The organism is Pectobacterium atrosepticum, assembly GCF_000740965.1.
In the GTDB taxonomy this organism is placed as follows: Bacteria; Pseudomonadota; Gammaproteobacteria; order Enterobacterales; family Enterobacteriaceae; genus Pectobacterium; species Pectobacterium atrosepticum.
Genome location: NZ_CP009125.1, coordinates 2,938,021 through 2,957,469, shown reverse-complemented (window position 1 = coordinate 2,957,469; position 19,449 = coordinate 2,938,021). Strand labels below are relative to the sequence as shown.

The 19,449-nt window shown below is 53.2% G+C and carries 18 protein-coding genes, 1 tRNA gene and 1 riboswitch; of the genes, 14 read left to right on the top strand and 5 right to left on the bottom strand.

Annotated elements, in window-relative coordinates:
- The first annotated feature begins 321 nt into the window (after positions 1-321).
- From narQ to GZ59_RS13005, 4 genes are all read left to right on the top strand, one after another.
- Positions 322-2,040, top strand: a complete 1,719-nt coding sequence (gene narQ, locus GZ59_RS13020; protein WP_039292297.1) for a nitrate/nitrite two-component system sensor histidine kinase NarQ — start codon at positions 322-324, stop codon at positions 2,038-2,040.
- 87 nt (positions 2,041-2,127) lie between these two features.
- Complete coding sequence (gene narP / locus GZ59_RS13015; protein WP_039292294.1) at positions 2,128-2,760, top strand: nitrate/nitrite response regulator protein NarP; 633 nt, start codon at positions 2,128-2,130, stop codon at positions 2,758-2,760.
- A 299-nt stretch (positions 2,761-3,059) separates the two neighbouring features.
- Entirely contained in the window at positions 3,060-3,905 is an 846-nt protein-coding gene (locus tag GZ59_RS13010) for an AraC family transcriptional regulator (protein WP_039292292.1), read from the top strand.
- 48 nt (positions 3,906-3,953) lie between these two features.
- Positions 3,954-5,321, top strand: coding sequence for an MFS transporter (locus GZ59_RS13005; RefSeq protein WP_051623264.1), 1,368 nt, complete (start codon positions 3,954-3,956; stop codon positions 5,319-5,321).
- Positions 5,322-5,468: 147 nt separating this feature from the next.
- Here the strand turns inward: GZ59_RS13005 and GZ59_RS13000 are convergent, their stop codons facing one another.
- The 3 genes from GZ59_RS13000 to GZ59_RS12990 all read right to left on the bottom strand — a co-directional run bounded on the left by GZ59_RS13000 (position 5,469) and on the right by GZ59_RS12990 (position 7,861).
- Positions 5,469-6,464: an NADP-dependent oxidoreductase gene (locus GZ59_RS13000; RefSeq protein WP_039292288.1), complete on the bottom strand. Its 996-nt coding sequence runs from the start codon at positions 6,462-6,464 to the stop codon at positions 5,469-5,471.
- Between the two features lie 108 nt (positions 6,465-6,572).
- Positions 6,573-7,361, bottom strand: a complete 789-nt coding sequence (locus GZ59_RS12995) for an SDR family NAD(P)-dependent oxidoreductase (protein ID WP_039292286.1) — start codon at positions 7,359-7,361, stop codon at positions 6,573-6,575.
- A 423-nt stretch (positions 7,362-7,784) separates the two neighbouring features.
- Positions 7,785-7,861: transfer RNA gene (locus tag GZ59_RS12990), tRNA-Val, on the bottom strand.
- Positions 7,862-8,458: 597 nt separating this feature from the next.
- Between GZ59_RS12990 and GZ59_RS12985 the strand changes: the two genes are divergently transcribed.
- Positions 8,459-9,250, top strand: a complete 792-nt coding sequence (locus GZ59_RS12985; RefSeq protein WP_039292283.1) for a Cof-type HAD-IIB family hydrolase — start codon at positions 8,459-8,461, stop codon at positions 9,248-9,250.
- 33 nt (positions 9,251-9,283) lie between these two features.
- Here the strand turns inward: GZ59_RS12985 and GZ59_RS12980 are convergent, their stop codons facing one another.
- A complete protein-coding gene (locus tag GZ59_RS12980; protein ID WP_039292280.1) occupies positions 9,284-10,057 on the bottom strand; it encodes a DeoR/GlpR family DNA-binding transcription regulator in 774 nt (257 codons plus the stop codon).
- Positions 10,058-10,319: 262 nt separating this feature from the next.
- Here GZ59_RS12980 and GZ59_RS12975 point away from each other — a divergent pair, with 262 nt between their 5' ends.
- The gene (locus GZ59_RS12975; protein ID WP_039292277.1) at positions 10,320-11,450 is read left to right on the top strand and encodes a metallophosphoesterase; all 1,131 of its coding nucleotides are present in this window, start codon (positions 10,320-10,322) and stop codon (positions 11,448-11,450) included.
- A 313-nt stretch (positions 11,451-11,763) separates the two neighbouring features.
- Positions 11,764-13,938 carry a catalase/peroxidase HPI gene (katG, locus tag GZ59_RS12970; protein WP_039292274.1) on the top strand — a complete coding sequence of 725 codons (2,175 nt, stop codon included), beginning with the start codon at positions 11,764-11,766 and terminating at the stop codon, positions 13,936-13,938.
- A gap of 85 nt (positions 13,939-14,023) precedes the next feature.
- On the opposite strand, the gene GZ59_RS12965 is transcribed toward katG, so the two are convergent.
- Positions 14,024-14,287, bottom strand: coding sequence for a DUF3861 domain-containing protein (locus GZ59_RS12965; protein ID WP_011093478.1), 264 nt, complete (start codon positions 14,285-14,287; stop codon positions 14,024-14,026).
- 81 nt (positions 14,288-14,368) lie between these two features.
- On the opposite strand from GZ59_RS12965, the gene GZ59_RS12960 reads away from it, so the two are divergent.
- From GZ59_RS12960 to GZ59_RS23750, 7 genes are all read left to right on the top strand, one after another.
- Positions 14,369-14,782, top strand: a complete 414-nt coding sequence (locus GZ59_RS12960; protein WP_011093479.1) for a MarR family winged helix-turn-helix transcriptional regulator — start codon at positions 14,369-14,371, stop codon at positions 14,780-14,782.
- A gap of 182 nt (positions 14,783-14,964) precedes the next feature.
- Positions 14,965-15,066: riboswitch (guanidine-I (ykkC/yxkD leader) on the top strand.
- A 59-nt stretch (positions 15,067-15,125) separates the two neighbouring features.
- The gene (locus GZ59_RS12955; RefSeq protein WP_011093480.1) at positions 15,126-16,184 is read left to right on the top strand and encodes a putative urea ABC transporter substrate-binding protein; all 1,059 of its coding nucleotides are present in this window, start codon (positions 15,126-15,128) and stop codon (positions 16,182-16,184) included.
- 23 nt (positions 16,185-16,207) lie between these two features.
- Positions 16,208-17,023 carry an ABC transporter permease gene (locus tag GZ59_RS12950; protein ID WP_039292271.1) on the top strand — a complete coding sequence of 272 codons (816 nt, stop codon included), beginning with the start codon at positions 16,208-16,210 and terminating at the stop codon, positions 17,021-17,023.
- A complete protein-coding gene (locus tag GZ59_RS12945; RefSeq protein ID WP_039292269.1) occupies positions 17,020-17,811 on the top strand; it encodes an ABC transporter ATP-binding protein in 792 nt (263 codons plus the stop codon). Before GZ59_RS12950 ends, GZ59_RS12945 begins: the two co-directional genes overlap by 4 nt.
- A gap of 13 nt (positions 17,812-17,824) precedes the next feature.
- Positions 17,825-18,589: an urea amidolyase associated protein UAAP1 gene (locus GZ59_RS12940; RefSeq protein ID WP_048018273.1), complete on the top strand. Its 765-nt coding sequence runs from the start codon at positions 17,825-17,827 to the stop codon at positions 18,587-18,589.
- A gap of 11 nt (positions 18,590-18,600) precedes the next feature.
- Positions 18,601-19,236: an urea amidolyase associated protein UAAP2 gene (locus GZ59_RS12935; protein ID WP_039292267.1), complete on the top strand. Its 636-nt coding sequence runs from the start codon at positions 18,601-18,603 to the stop codon at positions 19,234-19,236.
- Positions 19,227-19,370 (top strand): hypothetical protein, encoded by a 144-nt coding sequence (locus tag GZ59_RS23750; RefSeq protein WP_162837360.1) that lies wholly within the window; start codon positions 19,227-19,229, stop codon positions 19,368-19,370. Before GZ59_RS12935 ends, GZ59_RS23750 begins: the two co-directional genes overlap by 10 nt.
- The last annotated feature ends 79 nt before the right edge of the window (positions 19,371-19,449 follow it).

Sequence of the window (19,449 nt, the reverse complement as noted above, 5' to 3'; positions counted from 1 at the left end):
CAATAAAAAACACGTTGTTTTTATAGGGGTTACACTATGCTCCCTAGGCTGTATGCGATAATCACCCTTTAGAGGTAAATGGGGGTGCCGGATCAAGCTTATGTAGGATTCGTGCCTTATCGGCTTGCCTGAGCACGCGGGGATCGTGATAGTGGATACCCGTCATACTTCAAGCTGCATGTGCGTTGGCTGCGCTACTCGGCCCACTTATGTGGACCTCGCCCCGTTGGGGCCGCTGCAAGCAGCGTTCAAGTCTGCCTCTGGCAGACTTGTCACTCACCCGAATCACTTACCTGATGCTAAAGAGGATTGCTTGTTGTGATGGTCAAACGTCCTGTTTCTACCAGTCTGGCTCGCGCATTTTTTTATATCGCGTTGCTCTCATTCCTGACGACGGGCATTGCGCTGCTGACGTTAGCCAGCGGTTTGCGCGATGCGGAAGCGATCAACGTTGCTGGCTCCATGCGTATGCAAAGCTATCGCATGGGATATGACCTACAGGGCGACCGTGCAGCGTTAGAAGCGCATCGCCACCTCTATGCGCAAACGCTGGATTCCCCAGTTTTTCATCTGTTGGATCGCTGGTATGTGCCGCGCGATGTACGCGATCGTTATGCCGCACTGTTGCAGAGCTGGAAAACGATGGATGAGCGCCTAAGCGCGGGGGATCGGGTGTGGTATCAGGACAATATTGTTCGCTATGTCACGCAGATCGATCTCTTTGTGTTGGCGTTGCAGCATTATTCCGAGCGCAAGATGATGATAGTGGTTGTGACATCAATAATTGGTTCGATCACTATCTATATACTGATCTTCTTTACGCTGCGCCGCATTCGCCGTCAGGTCGTCGTGCCGTTGAATAAGCTGATGGCGGCCTGTGCGTCCATTGAGAAGGGGCGTTTTACTCATTCGCGGCTGGATGTCAATTTGCCGAATGAATTGGGATTACTGGCGCAAACCTTCAGCAGCATGACTGACGAATTGCAAAAGCTCTACCGCTCTCTGGAAGACAAGGTACGGCAGAAAACGCTGCGTTTGCAGGAAGTGAACCGTATGCTGAAGGTGTTGTACAACTGTTCTCAGGCGATGAATGTCAGCACGATCGACAGGCATTGCTTTCAGCAGATTCTGCAAATTGTTCATCGCTATGAAACGGTCGTCTGTCTGGAAATGCGGGTAGGGGAGAACTGGCTGTTATGTGAAGGCCAGTCGGACGAGCAGACAGCATGGCAGACGCTGCCCATCCGTTTGCAAGAGGTCGAGTTTGGACAGCTACGGTGGCAGGCATCAACGCAGCAGCCGTCGGCGCAGCTGATGGAAAGCGTCGCCAATATGCTGGGGCGCGGCCTCTATTTTAATCAGGCGCAGAAGCACTACCAGCAGTTGCTACTGATGGAGGAGCGAGCCACTATTGCGCGTGAACTGCATGACTCACTGGCTCAGGTGCTTTCTTATCTGAATATCCAGATGACGTTATTAAAGCGCGCGGTAGCGGAAGAAAATGCGCAGGCTCGGCAGATCATCACCGATTTTGAACAGGCGTTAAGCGATGCTTACCGCCAACTGCGGGAATTGTTAGGAACGTTCCGGCTGACGCTGCAACAGGCTGATTTGCCTGCGGCGATGCAGGAAATGATTGAACCGCTAAGAGCGCAGACTCCGGCGACGATTGATATCGATTGCCGTATTCCTACGCAGGCGCTAGATGCATCACAGCAGGTTCACCTGCTGCAAATTATTCGTGAAGCGGTGCTAAACGCCATTAAACACGCGCAGGCGACGACGATTACCGTCAACTGTCGTACGCAGCCCGATGGTAGTCATTGTGTTGATATTCGAGATGACGGCTGCGGCATTATCAATCAGGAAGAACCCGCAGGACATTACGGTTTAAATATTATGCAGGAACGCGCCGAACGGTTAGGAGGACGATTAGCTATTGGTCTCCACCCTGAAGGAGGGACGCAGGTTAGCGTTCGTTTTTCGACGCCGACGACAGCGCGTGAACGTGACAACACGAATAATCTCTACCCTGAATAATTCGAGCGGCGTACATATCGCTTGAAAGATGACAGGGATAAATCATAAATAAAAAATAATAAGATCCATATTACATTGGGGCTGGGCATGTCAGAAAAACCATCTTATCGCGTGCTGATCGTCGACGATCATCCGCTTATGCGCCGGGGAATCCGTCAGTTACTGGCAACTGACGCCATCTTTGACGTGATTGGGGAAGCTAGCAATGGCGTGGAGGCACTAAGCCTCGCGAATCGAGATTCTCCCGATATCATTTTGCTCGATCTCAACATGAAAGGATTAAGCGGGCTGGATACGCTCCACGCGCTGCGGCGTGATGGGATCTGCGCTCGCGTGATTGTGCTGACGGTTTCCGATGCGCCCAGCGATATCTATGCGCTGATGGACGCGGGTGCCGATGGCTACCTGCTTAAGGATAGCGCCCCAGAACACTTATTGGATTCTATCCGTAGCAGTGATGCATTCAGTGAACAGGTGCGCGACGTGTTGCGCCACCGTATCGCCATAAAGGAGACGCCGTCGCCCTTTACCGTATTGACGGAGCGCGAACTGGATGTGCTTCAGGAAGTGGCTTCAGGGTTATCCAACAAGCAAATCGCCGCTGTGCTGTATATCTCAGAAGAAACGGTAAAAGTGCATATTCGCAACATGCTGCGCAAACTCAACGTGCGCTCCCGCGTCGCCGCCACGGTGCTTTATCTGGAAACTCGCGGGCAGTAGGGCCGTAGTTAATTAACGGTGGATTGTCGCCCGCCGCAAAGAACGATTTACGTCTCTTGAGTCATGGAGCCTCTCTATCCAGAGGGGCTGGCGGTCAGTATGCCGTGGCTGTCCTTTTCTAAGCGGTGCTCTCTTGCCTTTTAGCATGACAGCAAGGGAAAATTCGTTGCCATTTAGGCCGGTGTAAAGCCTTATATTTCTGGATGATTAACGGGAGCAAACTCGCCATAATCATGGCTGACGGGGTGAATCTGATCCCTAGGGGCGATTGATTTTCAGATCAGACATGGGCGGAGTGTATGCAATCCCAACAGCGTGAATGGAAGAAGTTTGTTGCTGTTCCTTCATTGGGAATGCAGGGGCTGCACGCCTACTTCAACAAACATCAGTACGAACGCCATTCCCACGACTATTTTGTGTTGGGTACGATTGATGCTGGTGCGCCAAAAGTTGCTCTGGAAAAGGGGGGATTCATTGCTCCTCCGGGTAGCGCGATGATCATCAATCCCGGAGAGATGCATGACGGGAAGCCTTGTGACGAGCAGGGTTATATCTACAGCATGGTGTATATCGATCCCTGGATGATTGATGATCTCGCTCAGGCGCATGACGTTTTTCCCTCTTCCACCACACGCTTTACCCACTCATTAATCATGGATGCAGATATCGTTTTTTTATTGAAAAAACTCCATGGTGTACTTTTTAGTGAACAGGATCTGCTGGCACGTGAAGTCAGCATGATTGACGCGTTAAATCCGCTATTTCAACGTTACTCAACGACCCCTATCAAACCTCAACCAGTGTGTAATGAACCTCGTATCGAACGTGTTCGTGAACTTATCCACGCCTGTTTTTCTGAGCCATTGACCACATCAGTGTTGGCGGAAGCCGCCGCGCTTAGCCGGGTTCGACTGAATCAATTGTTTAGCGCGGCTTATGGCCTTCCTCTCCATGCCTATCTCAATGCCGTACGATTGGATGCCGCGAAACAACTCCTGCGATCCGGCCACTGTGCTGCTGATGTAGCGGCCTCCGTTGGCCTGTCCGATCAGAGCCATCTTATTCGGCGCTTTAAGGGCTCATTTGGCATCACACCTGCGCAGTACACGGCGGCGTATTTATCAGATGTCCAATACACGACCTGATGTATTTATCACACTCCTCTTCCAGAAATACCATCGTCTGGAGAGGATATGTCCCAGCCAACGAATACCTTAATGATTGAAGAACCACCCACCCGTGTTTCACCTTGGGTAATGGTTGCCGTGGGGGCGAGCAGTGTGCTGTCGTCGCTTGACCTGTTTATTGTCAACCTGGCTTTCCCTGCCATCCGGGACAGTTTTCCCGGCGCGACAAATCAGATTATGTCATGGGTGCTGACCGCTTATACCATCACGTTTGCGGCTTTTCTGGTGCCCAGTGGCCGGTTGGCGGATCTCTACGGGCGCAAGCGAGTGTTTATCGCAGGGCTACTGGTTTTCGCGCTAGCCAGCGCCGCCTGCGCCTTTGCACCCAATGTTGTCTCTTTGATTCTCGCGCGGGGCTTAAAAGGGTTAGGCGCTGCCTTGATGATCCCCACCAGCCTTGGCTTGCTCCTTGCTACCTACCCCAAAACGCGACACAAGCAGATGGTTGGCATTTGGGCTGCAGCGGGTTCGGTCGCTGCCGCTCTGAGTCCTACGTTGGGCGGTGCGCTTGTTGAGATCGACTGGCGTCTGATTTTTCTGATCAACTTGCCCGTGGTCATGGTGGCGCTGTGGCTTAGCAAGCACCTGATTGAAAGCCCAGCCACGGACGGTGTATTTCCCGATATTGCGGGTTCTGTGCTTTTGATCGCAGGGATTGGTTGCCTTGTCACGGGCATTTCGTACACGTCGGTGTGGGGCGCGGAGAGTATAAGCCTCTGGCTGGCATTCGGCGCGGCAACATTATTTTTGGTGCTGTTTGTGCGGCGTTGCTTAACCGTGTTGTCACCTGCGCTGGATCTGCGCGTTTTTCAGGCTCCGGCCTTCTCGTTTGCGACGTTCGGGATGGCCTGTTTTTATATGGGGTTTGCGATCATGCTGTTGGGAGGCTCGCTCTACCTGACACAGGTGTGGCGCTGGGAACCGATGATTGCCGGAGCGGGTATTGGTATTAGTCCGGGTGCTGCCGTACTGGCATCATTACTGGTGGGCAAAATAAATATTTCACCTAAGCGACTGACCGCGCTGGCTGGTTTCCTTTTCCTGATCGCAGGGATTTGGTGGTATGCCATGTTAGGCTCCGAACCTGACTATTTGGTGAGCTACCTGCCGGGATTGCTTCTGGCAGGTGCAGGGGCTGGTATTGGGCAAACGGGTTTTCTGGCTGGCGGCACGGCTGCGCTGCCTGAGAAGCAGTATGCTACAGGCACTGGGATTATTAATACGGCTCGCCAAATCGGTGCGGCGGTAGGGGTTTCTGTCTTTGTTGCGGTATCGGGAACGGCGCTTTATGCAGATCAATACAGTCTGGCGTGGCTATTAATGGCTGGGTTTGGTGCAACCGTGTCAATTTCTGCCTTGCTCCTGCGTGATTAAATGGCTCTGTGTCCATAAGCACTAATAGAGATACTTAAGGATCGAAGGCAGCGGGAACAGGGGAGGAATTGTCGGCGTTAGCCTTATTTCCACGTTCCCCCGAATGTGCCCTGAGCGAAACGTCTTCTGCTATTCAGCACCACCGAGCTATCGAATACTGATGGTTACCTTGCCTTTCGATCTTCCCTGCTCGGCATAAGCCAGTGCCTCTGCAGTTGCTTCCAATGGGAAAGCTCGGTCGATGACCGGTTTGATGACTCCGGATTCGATCAGCGCAGTGATGTCTCGCAGTTGGTCGCCGTCTGCACGCATGAAAACGAAGTTATAGCGCACGCCGCGCTTGTCAGCTTTCTGGCGGATGCGTCGGCTCAACAGGCGTAGCACCTGTTTCAGGAACCAAGACAGCCCTTGTTGCTTGGCAAAGGCTGGTGTCGGTGGCCCAGAAATAGAGATAAGTCGACCACCGGGCTTGAGCACCTGAAGTGATTTTTCGAGTACGTCGTTGCCTAGGCTGTTGAGGACGACATCGTAATCTTTCAGGACGCTCTCGAACGCCTGTGTTTTGTAATCGATCACAACATCGGCACCCAGACTTTTCACCCATTCGACATTGCGGGTGCTGGTGGTGGTCGCAACAAACGCACCGAGGTGTTTAGCCAGTTGGATGGCGATAGTGCCTACGCCGCCCGAACCTGCATGAATCAGCACCCTTTGACCTTTCTTTAACTGTGCAGTTTCGACCAGCACCTGCCAGGCCGTTAGGGCAACCAGCGGGATGGAGGCGGCTTGTTCCATATCGAGATTGGTCGGCTTGAGTGCTAGCGCTTCCTCTTTCACGGCAATCAGTTCGGCAAAGCTACCGATGCGATCCTCTGGGGGACGAGCATAAACTTTGTCTCCAGCCTTAAACTGACGGACATTGCGGCCGACACGCACGACCACACCGGCCAGATCATTGCCCAACACCAGCGGAAAGCGATAGGGCAGGATGAGCTTGAATTCGCCTTTACGGATCTTGGCGTCCAGCAGATTGATGCTGGCGGCATGCACCTGTACCAACACGTCGTTGTGCCCGACCTCAGGGTCAGGCAGTTGACCAATCTGGCCGGTGTCCTTGTAGCGATTGATGAAAAATGCCTTCATGATATATGGCCCTATGCCTGTGAGAGAGGAGTAACGGTTAAAATAGGGACAGCGCTCATGGCATATCCCCATTCTGTCTGGCAGAGGCTTTAGCGGTAACTGGTTTTTTCAAATGGCTGGGCGATAGCGTTGCGCCGCATTTGCCTGACGTAAATCCGACAGCAGGCCTTGGCGTGCTGCATCCAGCGTGTCCCAGCGTGCAGCGACGTGCAAAGGGGGGATCGTCACGAGTTCACGCTGATCGAAGCCAACGAGGGCGGCGTCCACCAGTTCGTCGACCTCCATCACCTCAGGCAACGTATTGACATCGATGCCGATGTGCGACCAGATTTCGGTGCGCGTGGATGCTGGCAGCACCGCCTGTACATAGATGCCTTGGGGCGCGAGTTCCTGACTCAGTCCCTGAGAAAGGAATAGTACATAGGCCTTGGTTGCTCCATACACTGACATGCCGAACTCGGGTGCCAAGCCAACGACTGAGCTGATATTGACGATAGTTCCCGTGCCGGACTGAACCAACCGTGGGGCAATGGCTGTGGCGAGTCGCGTCAGCGCTGTAATGTTCAATGCGATCAGTTGGTTAATGCTACCGGCGGTTTGATCGACGATCCCCCCAGACTGTGCGATGCCGGCGTTGTTGATGAGGATGTCAATTGCGGAATCGTCTACCAGACGGCGTTCGACTGTTGCCAGATCTTCGGGCCGGGTCAAGTCGGCTTGCAGAACATCAACACCGACGTGGTGTTTGTCCCGCAGACGGGTGGCGAGCGTGTCGAGGCGTGCTTTGTCGCGAGCGACCAATACCAGATCGTGTCCGCGACGAGCGAAGCGGTCAGCGTAAGTGGCACCAATTCCGGTTGAGGCACCAGTGATGAGAACAGTGGAGCGAGTCGTCATAATTTTGTCCTTGAAAGGGGAGCGTGGCATAGGCTCGGTGATTAAGGCCCTGAGTGAGGTCGGCTCTACTCCCTATCGACTGCGCTGAAGTGGGCTGAAAGGGTCAGACAGGGAACTCGCCATGATTTATCATCTCTTACAGGAAATGAGCTGATTTTTATAATGATGATCATCATCTATTCCGTCAAGTGTTTTGATGATGAGTGACATCAATAGAGATTGGTGTGCAATTATGGTTAATGCTGCAAAGTCGGTAACAGGATTGTCGTGCGGGTTAGATTAGCGCCCAGGATCAGGCTAAAAATGAGCGTAAAAACGCTTATTTGAATAGGTTTTGATGAGATTAACAGGACACGAGTAAGAGAAATTTCAATTCACATTCATTAACCTACGGGCGCAGGGTAATATTTACAGAACATGAATTGGTACGACCGAGTGGACTCGAACCACCGACCCCCACCATGTCAAGGTGGTGCTCTAACCAACTGAGCTACGGTCGTACAGTAGATAACATCTTAATCAGTAACGTTTTGATTAGAATGCTTTTCTTCATTCCAGCGTTTGGAATGGGCGCTATTATGGACGGCTCCGACGTTCGTGGCAAGCGCTTTGTTTATCATCGTCTTTCAAGTGCCGAATGTTTAGCCGTATTCGTCGAATGAAGCCGATATGTCAGCAAAATATGGTGCTGTTGCGGCTCATCTGAGTACGGGTTTCGTCCCGCATCGGCTTCATTTGAACCGCTAATGTGTTGCGGAGCTATTTTCATTGTGGCCTCGGCCACGGTTTTCATTATCCCTATCCCTCCGCTGCTCATTATTGATTGATTTTGCTTCTTGTTGCGTATTGTCAATAAATGCTATGCTAATTTTCGCGTAAAATCTCAATGAATCTGACAGTAAGTAGTTTTCATCGTATGCATTTTGCTCTTTTCTGTGTGGTGAATACATTATCGAGCTTAATCGAGCATTGGCGTTTAATCATCACGTCGATCATTTAGCACACTGTGAAAAAGCGATGTTTTTCCTTGTTCAGGTGGGCTATTCCCAGCCTGACACGTGGCTATCTGTGTACGTACAATCTGAAAGGGGAGTGGAATGATCAAGTTGGTAATTACCGATCTGGACGGCACGTTTCTTCACAGCGATGGCGATTACAACAGAGCCTTGTTTGCCGAGGTTTATGCATTAATGAAAGAGAAGGGCGTACAGTTCGCTGCCTGCACGGGTAAGCAGTGTGAACGGGTGGAAGCGCTTTTTGGCGATGAGGCGAAAGACATCTGGATTCTGGGAGATAGCGCGACGCGTATCAAACATCAGGGAAATTATATTTACCAATCGCTCATCAAAAACCGTCTTGCGTTGAGTCTGATTGGCGTGCTGGAAAGCGTAGACGACCAGCATGTGATCATCGGCTGTACTCCAAATGGAGCAATGGTAAAAGAAACGATCAGCCCAGCCTTACTGGAAAAGGTGAAGAAATCGTACACCAACGTGACGTTGATACCCAGTTTTGCTGTCGTCACCGATGACTTTGTGAAAATCACGGTTTATGACCCAGCAGGACACTGTCATGAGACGGCGAAGTATCTCGATGCGTTTCACGACCATGTTTATATCGTGGTCTCCGAAGCGGCCTGGATCGACATTGCCAATGTTGGCGTACACAAAGGGCACACCGTAGAGATTCTTCAGAATACATTGGCGATTACGCCAGATGAAACGATGGTGTTTGGCGATGGTTACAATGATATTGAACTGATGAGCCGCGCAGCTTACAGCTTTGCGATGCGCAATGCGTTTGAGGAAACCAAAGCCGCGGCGAATTTTATTGCCCGCAGTAATGACGACGATGGGGTACTAAAAACGATAAAGCTGCTGCTTTCATGAGTGGATCCGGCAGCCGCTGGGGCTACCGTTGTATTATCGGGCAATAATCAGATCCAGATTTTTTTCGCTTAACACGCTCTGGCAGGCAGGGGGGATTTCGTCATCGGTCACCAGCGAGGTGATCTCATCACATTCAGCGACGCGATAGCGCGCCAGAGCGGAGATTTTATTGGCAGTGAGGGCCACGATCACTTCGCTGCTGCGGGTTACGAGGCACTTTTTGAATTCCGCATCGTCATATTCAAAAACGGTCAGGCCTTCATTAGCATCAAAGGCACAGCCTCCCAGCAGGCATTGATCGAAATACATCTTCTCCAACTGCCTAAGCGTATCGATCCCAATTGCGCCACCGACTTCCTTCTGGATCCTTCCACCAAGAACAATCACTTCTACATCCTGATGTTGCATCAATTCCGCCGCGATAATCGGCGAATTACACACTGCGGTAAATTTCAGCCCCGTCGGGATCTGTTTCGCCACTGCCAGATTGGTTGTGCCAGTGTCAAAGAAGACGCAGCCGTTGGGCTTTATCAGTGGGATGACGGCCTGAGCGATGCGATCTTTCTGGGCTGCGTCGATGGTTGCTCGGCTGGCAAAATCGATGGCTTCTGGCGGCAGGCTGACTGCACCACCGTAGACGCGTTTGCAGGCACCAGATTGTGCCAGTTCTTTTAGATCGCGCCGTATGGTGTGCTCGGATACGTTCAATTCGCGTGAGAGCTGTGTGCAGACGACTTTGCCTTCCTCGCTGAGGATCTGCCTGATTTTGGATTGCCGTTGTTCGGGAAAGTCGGTGTAATCGAACATAAATGTCCTTGGTTAATCAAAATCATGCACAACCTGCCGTCAGCTAGCAGGCTTCACTCTGGTCAGTGACGTGTACAGCAGGGAATCGCGCCATGTTAATCTGCCCCTTCTGGCAACACAACACCTCTACTGCGTTGATCCGCAATGTGTGAGCCGCGAGGTAAACGGCTTGACACGATCTTAGTGGACACTATAAACATTTCCTTGGGAAATAATGTCCGCGTCAATATACCGATATCACCGATAAAGAGAGAAAACATCCGTGTTTCATGTCATTACTGGGCTCATTGCCCTCTATGTTATCTGGCGTCTGGTCTGGCGCTTACGTGTCGGGGTGCCTGTAAAGCGCATGCTGGCGGTGTTACTGCTGCTGGTTTCACAGCATCACCTAATTACGCGCACCTTTTTTGGCACGATGGCATCGCCTGAAGTGCCTGCATTCGTCCTGATGCTGCTGGGATGGGCTTTCGGCGCGCTGTTGATATCTGCATTCCTGCTGTTGGCCGTCGATCTTCTCGGCGTCGTGGTGCGTTTTTTATCCCCGTCAGCTGGAAATATTCTGCTGAACAACATGGTGCTGCGTGGCGGCATTGCCGCTGTGGCGATGGGGCTGGCGGCTATTGGAGTGTGGGAAGCGGTACGTGTTCCTGAAGTTCGCACGGTAGAGGTTGAATTAAAACACCTGCCGCCAGCGCTGGACGGTTTCCGACTGGTGCAGCTAACGGATTTACATGCCAGCCGTCTGTTGCAGCGCCCTTGGATGGAAGCAGTGGTAGCAAAAACTAATGCGCTTAAGCCCGATCTAACAGTGATTACCGGCGATCTGGCCGATGGCACCGTCAGCGCCCGTCACGATGATATGGAGCCGCTGCGTAACCTGACTGCGCCACACGGCGTGTTTGCCATCGTGGGCAACCATGAGTATTACGTGGAATATACGCAATGGGTGCAACGGTTGAATGCGTTGGGTTTACGGATGTTGCTCAATGAACATGTGTCGATTAGTCGTGATAATGCCGCGTTTGTACTGGCGGGTATCACCGATCGCACTGCTGCGGATTTTCAACAACTGCTGCCGGATACTCGTGCTGCGCTTGAGGGTATATCGCCCGACAGCGCCGTCGTTCTGCTGAGCCATCGACCCACGGGGGCGAAAGAGAACGCGCGTGCCGGAGCCGATTTACAGCTTTCCGGCCATACGCACGGCGGACAGGTGCTAGGCATGCATTGGGTGACGCAGTTAGCGAATGAAGGCTATGTTTCAGGCAGCTATGACGTCGATGGCATGCATTTATACGTGAGCAATGGCGCAGGTCTGTGGAACGGCTTTCCGATCCGATTAGGGAAACGCGCCGAAATTACCCAGTTCATACTCCGTTCGCCTGCGCTGTAGTTTTTTTGTGGTAGCTGAATCAGCGGCTTCTTGAAAGAGGCCGCGATCACAAGCAGACTCATTATCGCAAGCCGTTCTATCCGCAAGATTATTGATGCAGATAGGAAAAATGTGCGATTGAGCTGCTTTTCATCAGGTTAAGCTATCGCAGAAGTTAGTATATACAATTATAAATGATAGGGAGACTCTGGCACTGTCTTGCATCAAGAAGAGGGAATAGGTGAAGGCTCCGTTGTCACATGACAAGGCTATCGGAGAACGACCCACTTTCTGGCGCAGCGATTAAGGCAATGCAACATACTGGGAGATAATGATGGACGAGAATAAAACGAAACCAACCGGCAAGTGTCCGGTTATGCACGGCGGAAATACTTCTACTGGCTCATCAAACACGGACTGGTGGCCCAATGCCCTCAATCTCGATATTCTTCATCAGCACGACACCAAAACCAACCCGTTAGGCAGCGATTTCAGCTACCGTGAAGCCCTTAAAACCCTCGATGTCGATGCCCTCAAAAAAGACCTGCATACACTGATGACCGACAGCCAGGAGTGGTGGCCAGCGGATTGGGGGCACTACGGCGGCCTGATGATTCGTATGGCCTGGCACTCGGCGGGATCCTACCGCACAACTGACGGTCGCGGTGGCGGCGGAACGGGTAACCAGCGCTTTGCACCGCTTAACTCCTGGCCGGATAACGTCAGCCTCGATAAAGCGCGCCGTTTACTGTGGCCAATCAAAAGAAAATACGGCAATAAACTCAGTTGGGCAGACCTGATTATTCTGGCGGGCACTATCGCCTATGAATCCATGGGGCTGAAAACCTTCGGCTTCGCTTTTGGTCGTGAAGATATCTGGCAACCGGAAAAAGATACCTACTGGGGAGCGGAAAAAGAGTGGCTGGCAAAAAGTACTGAACGCTATGGCAGCGACGATCGTACCTCTCTGGAGAATCCGCTGGCTGCCGTACAGATGGGGCTGATTTACGTTAACCCAGAAGGCGTCGACGGTAATCCCGATCCGCTGCGTACCGCACAAGACATGCGCGTTACGTTTTCTCGTATGGCAATGAATGATGAAGAAACCGTCGCCCTGACGGCGGGTGGACATACGGTTGGTAAAACCCACGGCAACGGCGATGCCAGCCTGCTGGGCGCGGCACCAGAAAGTGCGGATGTTGAAGAACAAGGTCTCGGCTGGCATAACCCGGCGGGGTCGGGCAAAGGTCGCCATACCGTAACCAGCGGGCTGGAAGGTGCCTGGACGACGCATCCGACACAATGGGACAACGGCTTCTTCCAAATGCTGTTGAATCACGAATGGGAACTGAGAAAGAGTCCAGCGGGCGCGTCACAGTGGGAGCCTGTCAGCATTAAAGAAGAAGATAAACCGGTTGACGTTGAAGACCCGTCTATTCGCTACAACCCGATGATGACCGATGCCGATATGGCACTGAAAGTTGACCCAGAATATCGCAAAATTTCCGAGCGCTTCTCTCGGGATCAGGCCTACTTCTCCGAAGTATTTGCCCGAGCGTGGTTCAAACTGACGCACCGCGATATGGGGCCGAAAGCGCGCTACGTTGGCCCAGATGTGCCGCAGGAAGATTTACTGTGGCAGGATCCGGTTCCGGCGGGCCGTACCGACTATGATGTCGATCTTGTCAAAGCACGCATTGCGGAAAGCAGCCTTTCCATTAGCGAGCTGGTGGCAACCGCCTGGGACAGCGCCCGTACGTTCCGTGGCTCCGATATGCGCGGCGGTGCCAACGGTGCGCGCATTCGTCTTGCCCCGCAGAAAGACTGGGTAGGGAATGAACCTGCGCGTCTGGCGCGCGTATTAGTCGTTTTGGAAAGTATTGCGGCCGCAACGGGAGCCAGCGTGGCTGATACCATTGTGCTGGCAGGTAATGTGGGGATTGAGAAAGCGGCAAAAGCGGCTGGCGTACAGGTGACGGTGCCTTTTGCGCCGGGACGTGGCGACACCACCGATGCCCTGACTGATGTGGAGTCTTTCGATGTCCTCGAACCGATCCATGACGGCTATCGTAACTGGTTGAAGAAAGATTATGCCGTTAGCGTAGAAGAGCTGATGCTCGACCGTACCCAACTGATGGGGCTGACAGCGAATGAGATGACGGTATTGGTGGGCGGCCTGCGCGTGCTGGGAACCAACTACGGCGGTACGAAGCACGGTGTATTTACCGATCGTGAAGGGGCGCTGACGAATGATTTCTTCGTCAATCTGACCGACATGAAATACACGTGGAAGCCTTACCGCAAAGACCTGTATGAAATCCGCGATCGCAAAACGGGTGAAGTCAAATGGACGGCGACGCGTCTGGATCTGGTCTTTGGTTCCAACTCCATTCTGCGGGCCTACGCTGAAGTTTACGCACAGGACGACAGCAAAGAGAAGTTTGTGAATGACTTTGTTGCTGCCTGGGTGAAAGTGATGAATGCGGATCGCTTCGATCTGGCAGAGTAAGACGTAACCACTCCCTGCGCGGGCGCTTGTGCCGCGTGGGGAGAATCATTTTCTACTGTGATGCATTTCGGTGTGTCTGTACAGATTACTGTTTCTTCAGGTTCATCATGAACGCTCTGAACGGGGCAGAAAATTCCTTAAATAGCGGATGTTTTCTTTGCTGCATCATCACCTCTCCAAACAGCTTCAATCCCACCATAAAGGCCTGCGTTTGTTCCGGCGTCATGTCCATCTTGCCATCGACTTTTTCCAGTAGCTTGAACAGGTCGTCGTGAAGCGAGAATTCAAACGACAGCGTGCGTTGGTGCTCGGCTTTTTCTTCCACCGTAATCTGATAGATGTTTCCCATTGTGGCCTCAGTAAATTGAACTCGTGATGGATAGTTGATAAAATCAACTATATGATCATTGGTTGACTGAGTCAATAAATTATGATGAAAGCGCTTTTTTCCTTATTAGAAAGCTATAAGGCACAGATGCAGGAACAGATGAAAGCGCACGATATAAGTCTGGATGTCGTGCACATTCGGCTATGTAAGATCATCGCGATGGAAGGGCGGATTACGCCTCAGTCGCTGGCGAAAGCTGTAGGACGCGATAAGGCGCAGATCACCCGAATGGTGGCGGAGCTGGTTAAACGTAATTATGTCCGCAAGATTGATAACCCGGATGATGGACGCAGCGTGTGGCTCAGTTTGTCCGATAAGGGCGCCGCATTTACGCAGGTTTTTCTGCATCAGGAAAAGCAGATAGAGGCGCGAATGCTTCAGGCGCTGTCCTCTGAAGAACAAGCCATGTTCAGTGCGCTGCTGGAAAAAATAGCGGCGAGCGATGCGAAACACTAAATCCTGTGCCAACTGACGATCTCTGCACTGCCGTGAGGCGTACTCATCGTACTGCTGCACCGCGATGGCGCGAGAACGGGGTTCTTCCCTGCATAAACGCCAGCCGTACCGGCATTTGCGGTGCTGGCACGCATTTTGCTCTTATCTCTTCGGGACAGCACCACATAGGGCGCTGAACAACCTGAATAGCTGGCTAGGGTTCCGATCCATGCAATATGGATGTCTGGTCCGAGAGCTGGCGACCTCCAGTTGAGGTTACACGGCGGGACAAAAGCCCGGGAGACAGCAACACCCATGGTGTCGCGCTGTTCCCGCTTTTTTCCTACTCAACTGGAGGTCTGGCATGAACTTATCTCGTTTACTGGGCGTTTGCGTCCTCAGTCTCTCAGCGCTGCTGAGCTTCCCTTCACAGGCTGCGCCTAAAACGCAATTCAACGTGTGCTGGACTATCTATGCTGGCTGGATGCCGTGGGGCGTCATCGGCACGCAGGGCATTATCGATAAATGGGCCGACAAGTACGGCATCAAAATTAAGGTTACCCAGCTTAACGACTACGTCGAGTCGATCAATCAATACACCGCTGGACAGTTTGACGGCTGCACCATGACCAATATGGATGCGCTGACCATTCCGGCTTCGGGCGGTGTGGATACCACGGCGTTGCTGCTTGGCAGTTTCTCCGCAGGTAATGACGGCATCGTACTCAAGGGCAAAGGGAAAACGCTAAGCGACTTGCGTGGGATGAAGGTCAATCTGCCTGAACTCTCCGTTTCTCATTACCTGCTGGTGCGCGGTCTGGAAACCGCCGGATTGCGTGAGCGGGATGTCACCGTCGTCAACACGTCGGATGCCGATATTGTTGCCGCCTTCGCCACCCGCAGCGTACAGGCGGTTGTCGCCTGGAACCCACAGCTTTCCGCGATTAAAAGCCAGCCGGATACCTCGGAAGTCTTTCAGTCCGGTCAGATCCCCGGCGAGCTGATCGACATGATGGTCGTGAACACGCAGACGCTGCAAGAGAATCCGGCGCTGGGTAAAGCGCTGGCCGGTGCCTGGTTTGAAATGATGTCGCTAATGAAAGCGGGTGACAAACCCGCGTTGGAATCGATGGCAGCCGCCTCCGGTACCGATTTAGCCGGTTATCAGGCACAGCTAAAAACCACTCATCTGTTTTATTCCGCGCAGGACAATCTGGCGTTTCTGACCAGCGCCGATCTCCCGAACACCATGAAACGCGTTGCGGATTTCTCCTTTGATAAAGGGTTGCTCGGCACTGGCGCACAGAGTGCCGATTTTATCGGCATGACGTTCCCTGGGCAGATCACGCAAGGTGACAGCGCCAATGTGAAACTGCGCTTTGACGACACCTTCGTTCGTCTGGCCGCAGAGAACAAACTCTGACCTCGCAGACTGGAGAGACTATCGTGCGCTTGATCAATCGCTCCCCCAGCCGGGGCGGACGGCTGCTGCTTGTCCTGCTGCCGTTTACCGTGTTGCTGGTGCTGTACCTCGTGGGTTCAGCGCTGCGGCTGGAAGCCAATCCCAATGACAAACTGCTGCCAAGTCTTGGGCAAATGGCCGAGGCAATTCAGCGCATGGCATTTACCGAAGACAAACGTAGCGGAGATTATCTGTTCTGGCTGGATACGCAGGCCAGTCTGATACGTCTTGCACTGGGGCTCGGCATCGCCAGCCTGTTGAGTCTGCTGTTTGGGATTGCGGCAGGGGCTTTTCCGCTGTTCCGTGCGTCACTCTCGCCGCTGATGACGGTGCTGTCGATGATCCCGCCGCTGGCGATTTTACCCATTCTTTTCATCGTCTTCGGGCTCGATGAACTCTCGAAAGTGATGTTGATCGTCATTGGCGTCACGCCGATGCTGGCACGCGATCTCGAACAGCGTGCCCGCAATATCCCACAGGAAATGCTGATCAAAGCGCAAACGCTGGGGGCGAACAGCTGGGTGGTGGTGTTGCGCGTCATCCTGCCGCAACTGCTGTCACGGCTGTTGATTTCCCTGCGGCTGCTGCTGGGTGCAGCGTGGCTGTTCCTGATTTCTGCCGAAGCAATTTCGGCAGCGGCTGGGCTGGGTTACCGCATCTTTTTGGTACGCCGCTATCTGGCGATGGACGTGATTCTGCCTTACGTCGTATGGATCACGTTGCTGGCATGGCTGATGGATATGGCACTGCGCTGGCTACATCGCCGTTGGTTCCCGTGGTCAGAGGAAAGCAAAGCATGAGTTTTATCGAGATCGATAACATCTGGCAGGAGTACGGCGCCCACGTTGTGCTGGAACGGTTGAATCTGAACGTCGAGGAAGGGGAGTTTTGCACGATGGTCGGTGCATCCGGCTGCGGTAAATCCACCTTTTTGCGCCTGCTGCTGGGGCAGGAAACGCCCAGTCGTGGCGAAGTGCGGCTCGAAGGGAAAACGCTGCCCGCCGAGCCGGATGCCAGCCGCGGTGTGGTGTTTCAGCGCTATTCGGTTTTCCCACATTTAACCGTGTTGGAAAACGTGGTGATTGGGCTGGAAATACCGCGCTCCCCTTGGTTCGGCAGGCTGTTCGGACGGCGTAAGCAGGAGGTGCGTGACAGTGCTGCTCGCATGCTGGAACGCGTCGGGCTTGGACATGCGATGAACAAATATCCCAATCAGCTTTCCGGGGGGATGCAGCAGCGGCTTGCGATTGCTCAGGCGTTTATTGTCCAGCCGCGCATCCTGTTGCTCGATGAACCGTTTGGGGCGTTGGACCCCGGTATTCGCGGCGATATGCATACCTTACTGCTGGAGCTGTGGCGGGAAACCCGCTTAACGGTCTTCATGGTCACCCACGATTTGCCGGAAGGATTCCACCTCGGCACACGTTTGCTGGTGTTCGACAAAGTGCGCGTCGATCCCCATGCGCCTGAAGCCTATGGCGCTCGTATTACTTATGACATACCGCTGAATCAGGAACGTCTCGCTACGCGCCAGCGCGCCTTTACGCCGCTGTCTCCTGTTGTCAGTGCGGCGACATCCCCCGTTTAAGGAGCTTTCTGTGATGACAGAGATACAGGTATTAACAGACACACACGCATCGAAAAATACATCGACAGGCCGGTCAACGTTGGATGAAGAAACGGTACCGGGTGGAGGCCATACCTCCGTCATCCTCAAGCGCGGACAGATTCTGCGGATAACCGATGTGGAAGGCGGCGGCAATGTGGGCTTGCTGCTGTTTAACGCTCACCAGACCAGCGAACGTTTAAACCTGCCGGATACCCTGAAAGGGCAACACACCGCCAAATTAACGGTAGGGCACTGCCTTTACTCTGATATGGGACGGGTACTGGCGGCGATCGTTACCGATACCTGCGGCTGGCACGACAGCGTTGGCGGCGTGCTCAATGCGCAGGAGGTGCATGAAAAATACGGGCAGGGGCGCTATCAGGAATTGCGCAACGGCTTTTTCCGTAACGGCATGGATAACCTGCTGGTCGAAATGGGGAAATGGAATCTCAACCTGCAAGATCTACTGATGGCGATCAACCTGTTCAGCAAAGTCACGGTGAATGCGCAGGGGCAGTTTCACTTTCACGCCAATCATTCTCAAGCGGGCAACTACATCGAGCTGTATGCACCGATGGACACACTGGTCGTGCTGACGGCCTTGCAACACCCGATGGATCCCAACCCGACGTATGCGCCGCGTCCAATTGCACTCACCTGGAGCCGAGCAGAAAGCGAGGATGTTGCCAAATACTGCCGTGAGTTCCGTGAGGAAAATGCACGCGCGTTTCACAATACCGAACGCGATTACCTGTAAGGAGGCCGGACATGACATTAATTGCCAGCAACAAAATGGCCGAGGACGCGGTCTTCCGCCATGTCATCCCAGCCGGAGAACCCTATCTGTTCGAAGTAAAACAGGGGCAGACGCTGCGGCTGCTGGATTTAGAAGGCAATCAGGCGGTGGATACGCTGTTCTATCGCGTCAGCGACCCACGTGAACGCTACGATCCTCAACGTACGATGCGCCGCCAGAATAACGTCTACCTGACGACCGGTAGTGTGCTGTATTCCAACCTTGGCAATCCGTTGTTGACGATCGTCGCCGACACCTGCGGTCAACATGACACGCTTGGCGGTGCCTGTGCGCAAGAGAGCAACACGGTGCGCTATGCGCTCGACCGACGCTACATGCACAGCTGCCGTGACAACTTTCTCTGTGCCTGCCTGCACGATGGTCGCCTGAACAAAAAGGACATTGGCGCGAACATCAACTTCTTTATGAACGTGCCGGTAACGGCGGAAGGCGGACTGACCTTCGAGGATGGCATTTCCGCACCGGGGAAATACGTGGAGTTACGCGCTGAAACGGATGTCATCGTGCTGATTTCCAACTGCCCGCAGCTGAATAATCCGTGCAATGGTTGGAATCCGACGCCAGCGGAGGTGCTGGTATGGAACTGACGCCGGATCGAGGCCGTGAAAAACATACGCGATGGCAGCGTGTGAAAGTGTGGCTGGTGAGTGCATTGGAAGCGAGGGCGAACCGGTATTTTCTGCCGTCGACGAGCCGTTCTCCGTCTGACAAAACCGGATGATTCCGGTGTGGTAGCACGCCTCTACATCCTTTGACCGTTACCGCGATGGACGACCATCATGCGGATCGCATTTTGGCGG

Coding starts and splice junctions, on each gene's coding strand:
- narQ (WP_039292297.1), top strand. CDS start 322: ATGGTCAAACGTCCTGTTTCTACCAGTCTGGCTCGCGCATTTTTTTAT.
- narP (WP_039292294.1), top strand. CDS start 2,128: ATGTCAGAAAAACCATCTTATCGCGTGCTGATCGTCGACGATCATCCG.
- GZ59_RS13010 (WP_039292292.1), top strand. CDS start 3,060: ATGCAATCCCAACAGCGTGAATGGAAGAAGTTTGTTGCTGTTCCTTCA.
- GZ59_RS13005 (WP_051623264.1), top strand. CDS start 3,954: ATGTCCCAGCCAACGAATACCTTAATGATTGAAGAACCACCCACCCGT.
- GZ59_RS13000 (WP_039292288.1), bottom strand. CDS start 6,464: ATGAAGGCATTTTTCATCAATCGCTACAAGGACACCGGCCAGATTGGT.
- GZ59_RS12995 (WP_039292286.1), bottom strand. CDS start 7,361: ATGACGACTCGCTCCACTGTTCTCATCACTGGTGCCTCAACCGGAATT.
- GZ59_RS12985 (WP_039292283.1), top strand. CDS start 8,459: ATGATCAAGTTGGTAATTACCGATCTGGACGGCACGTTTCTTCACAGC.
- GZ59_RS12980 (WP_039292280.1), bottom strand. CDS start 10,057: ATGTTCGATTACACCGACTTTCCCGAACAACGGCAATCCAAAATCAGG.
- katG (WP_039292274.1), top strand. CDS start 11,764: ATGGACGAGAATAAAACGAAACCAACCGGCAAGTGTCCGGTTATGCAC.
- GZ59_RS12965 (WP_011093478.1), bottom strand. CDS start 14,287: ATGGGAAACATCTATCAGATTACGGTGGAAGAAAAAGCCGAGCACCAA.
- GZ59_RS12960 (WP_011093479.1), top strand. CDS start 14,369: ATGATGAAAGCGCTTTTTTCCTTATTAGAAAGCTATAAGGCACAGATG.
- GZ59_RS12955 (WP_011093480.1), top strand. CDS start 15,126: ATGAACTTATCTCGTTTACTGGGCGTTTGCGTCCTCAGTCTCTCAGCG.
- GZ59_RS12945 (WP_039292269.1), top strand. CDS start 17,020: ATGAGTTTTATCGAGATCGATAACATCTGGCAGGAGTACGGCGCCCAC.
- GZ59_RS12940 (WP_048018273.1), top strand. CDS start 17,825: ATGACAGAGATACAGGTATTAACAGACACACACGCATCGAAAAATACA.
- GZ59_RS12935 (WP_039292267.1), top strand. CDS start 18,601: ATGACATTAATTGCCAGCAACAAAATGGCCGAGGACGCGGTCTTCCGC.
- GZ59_RS23750 (WP_162837360.1), top strand. CDS start 19,227: ATGGAACTGACGCCGGATCGAGGCCGTGAAAAACATACGCGATGGCAG.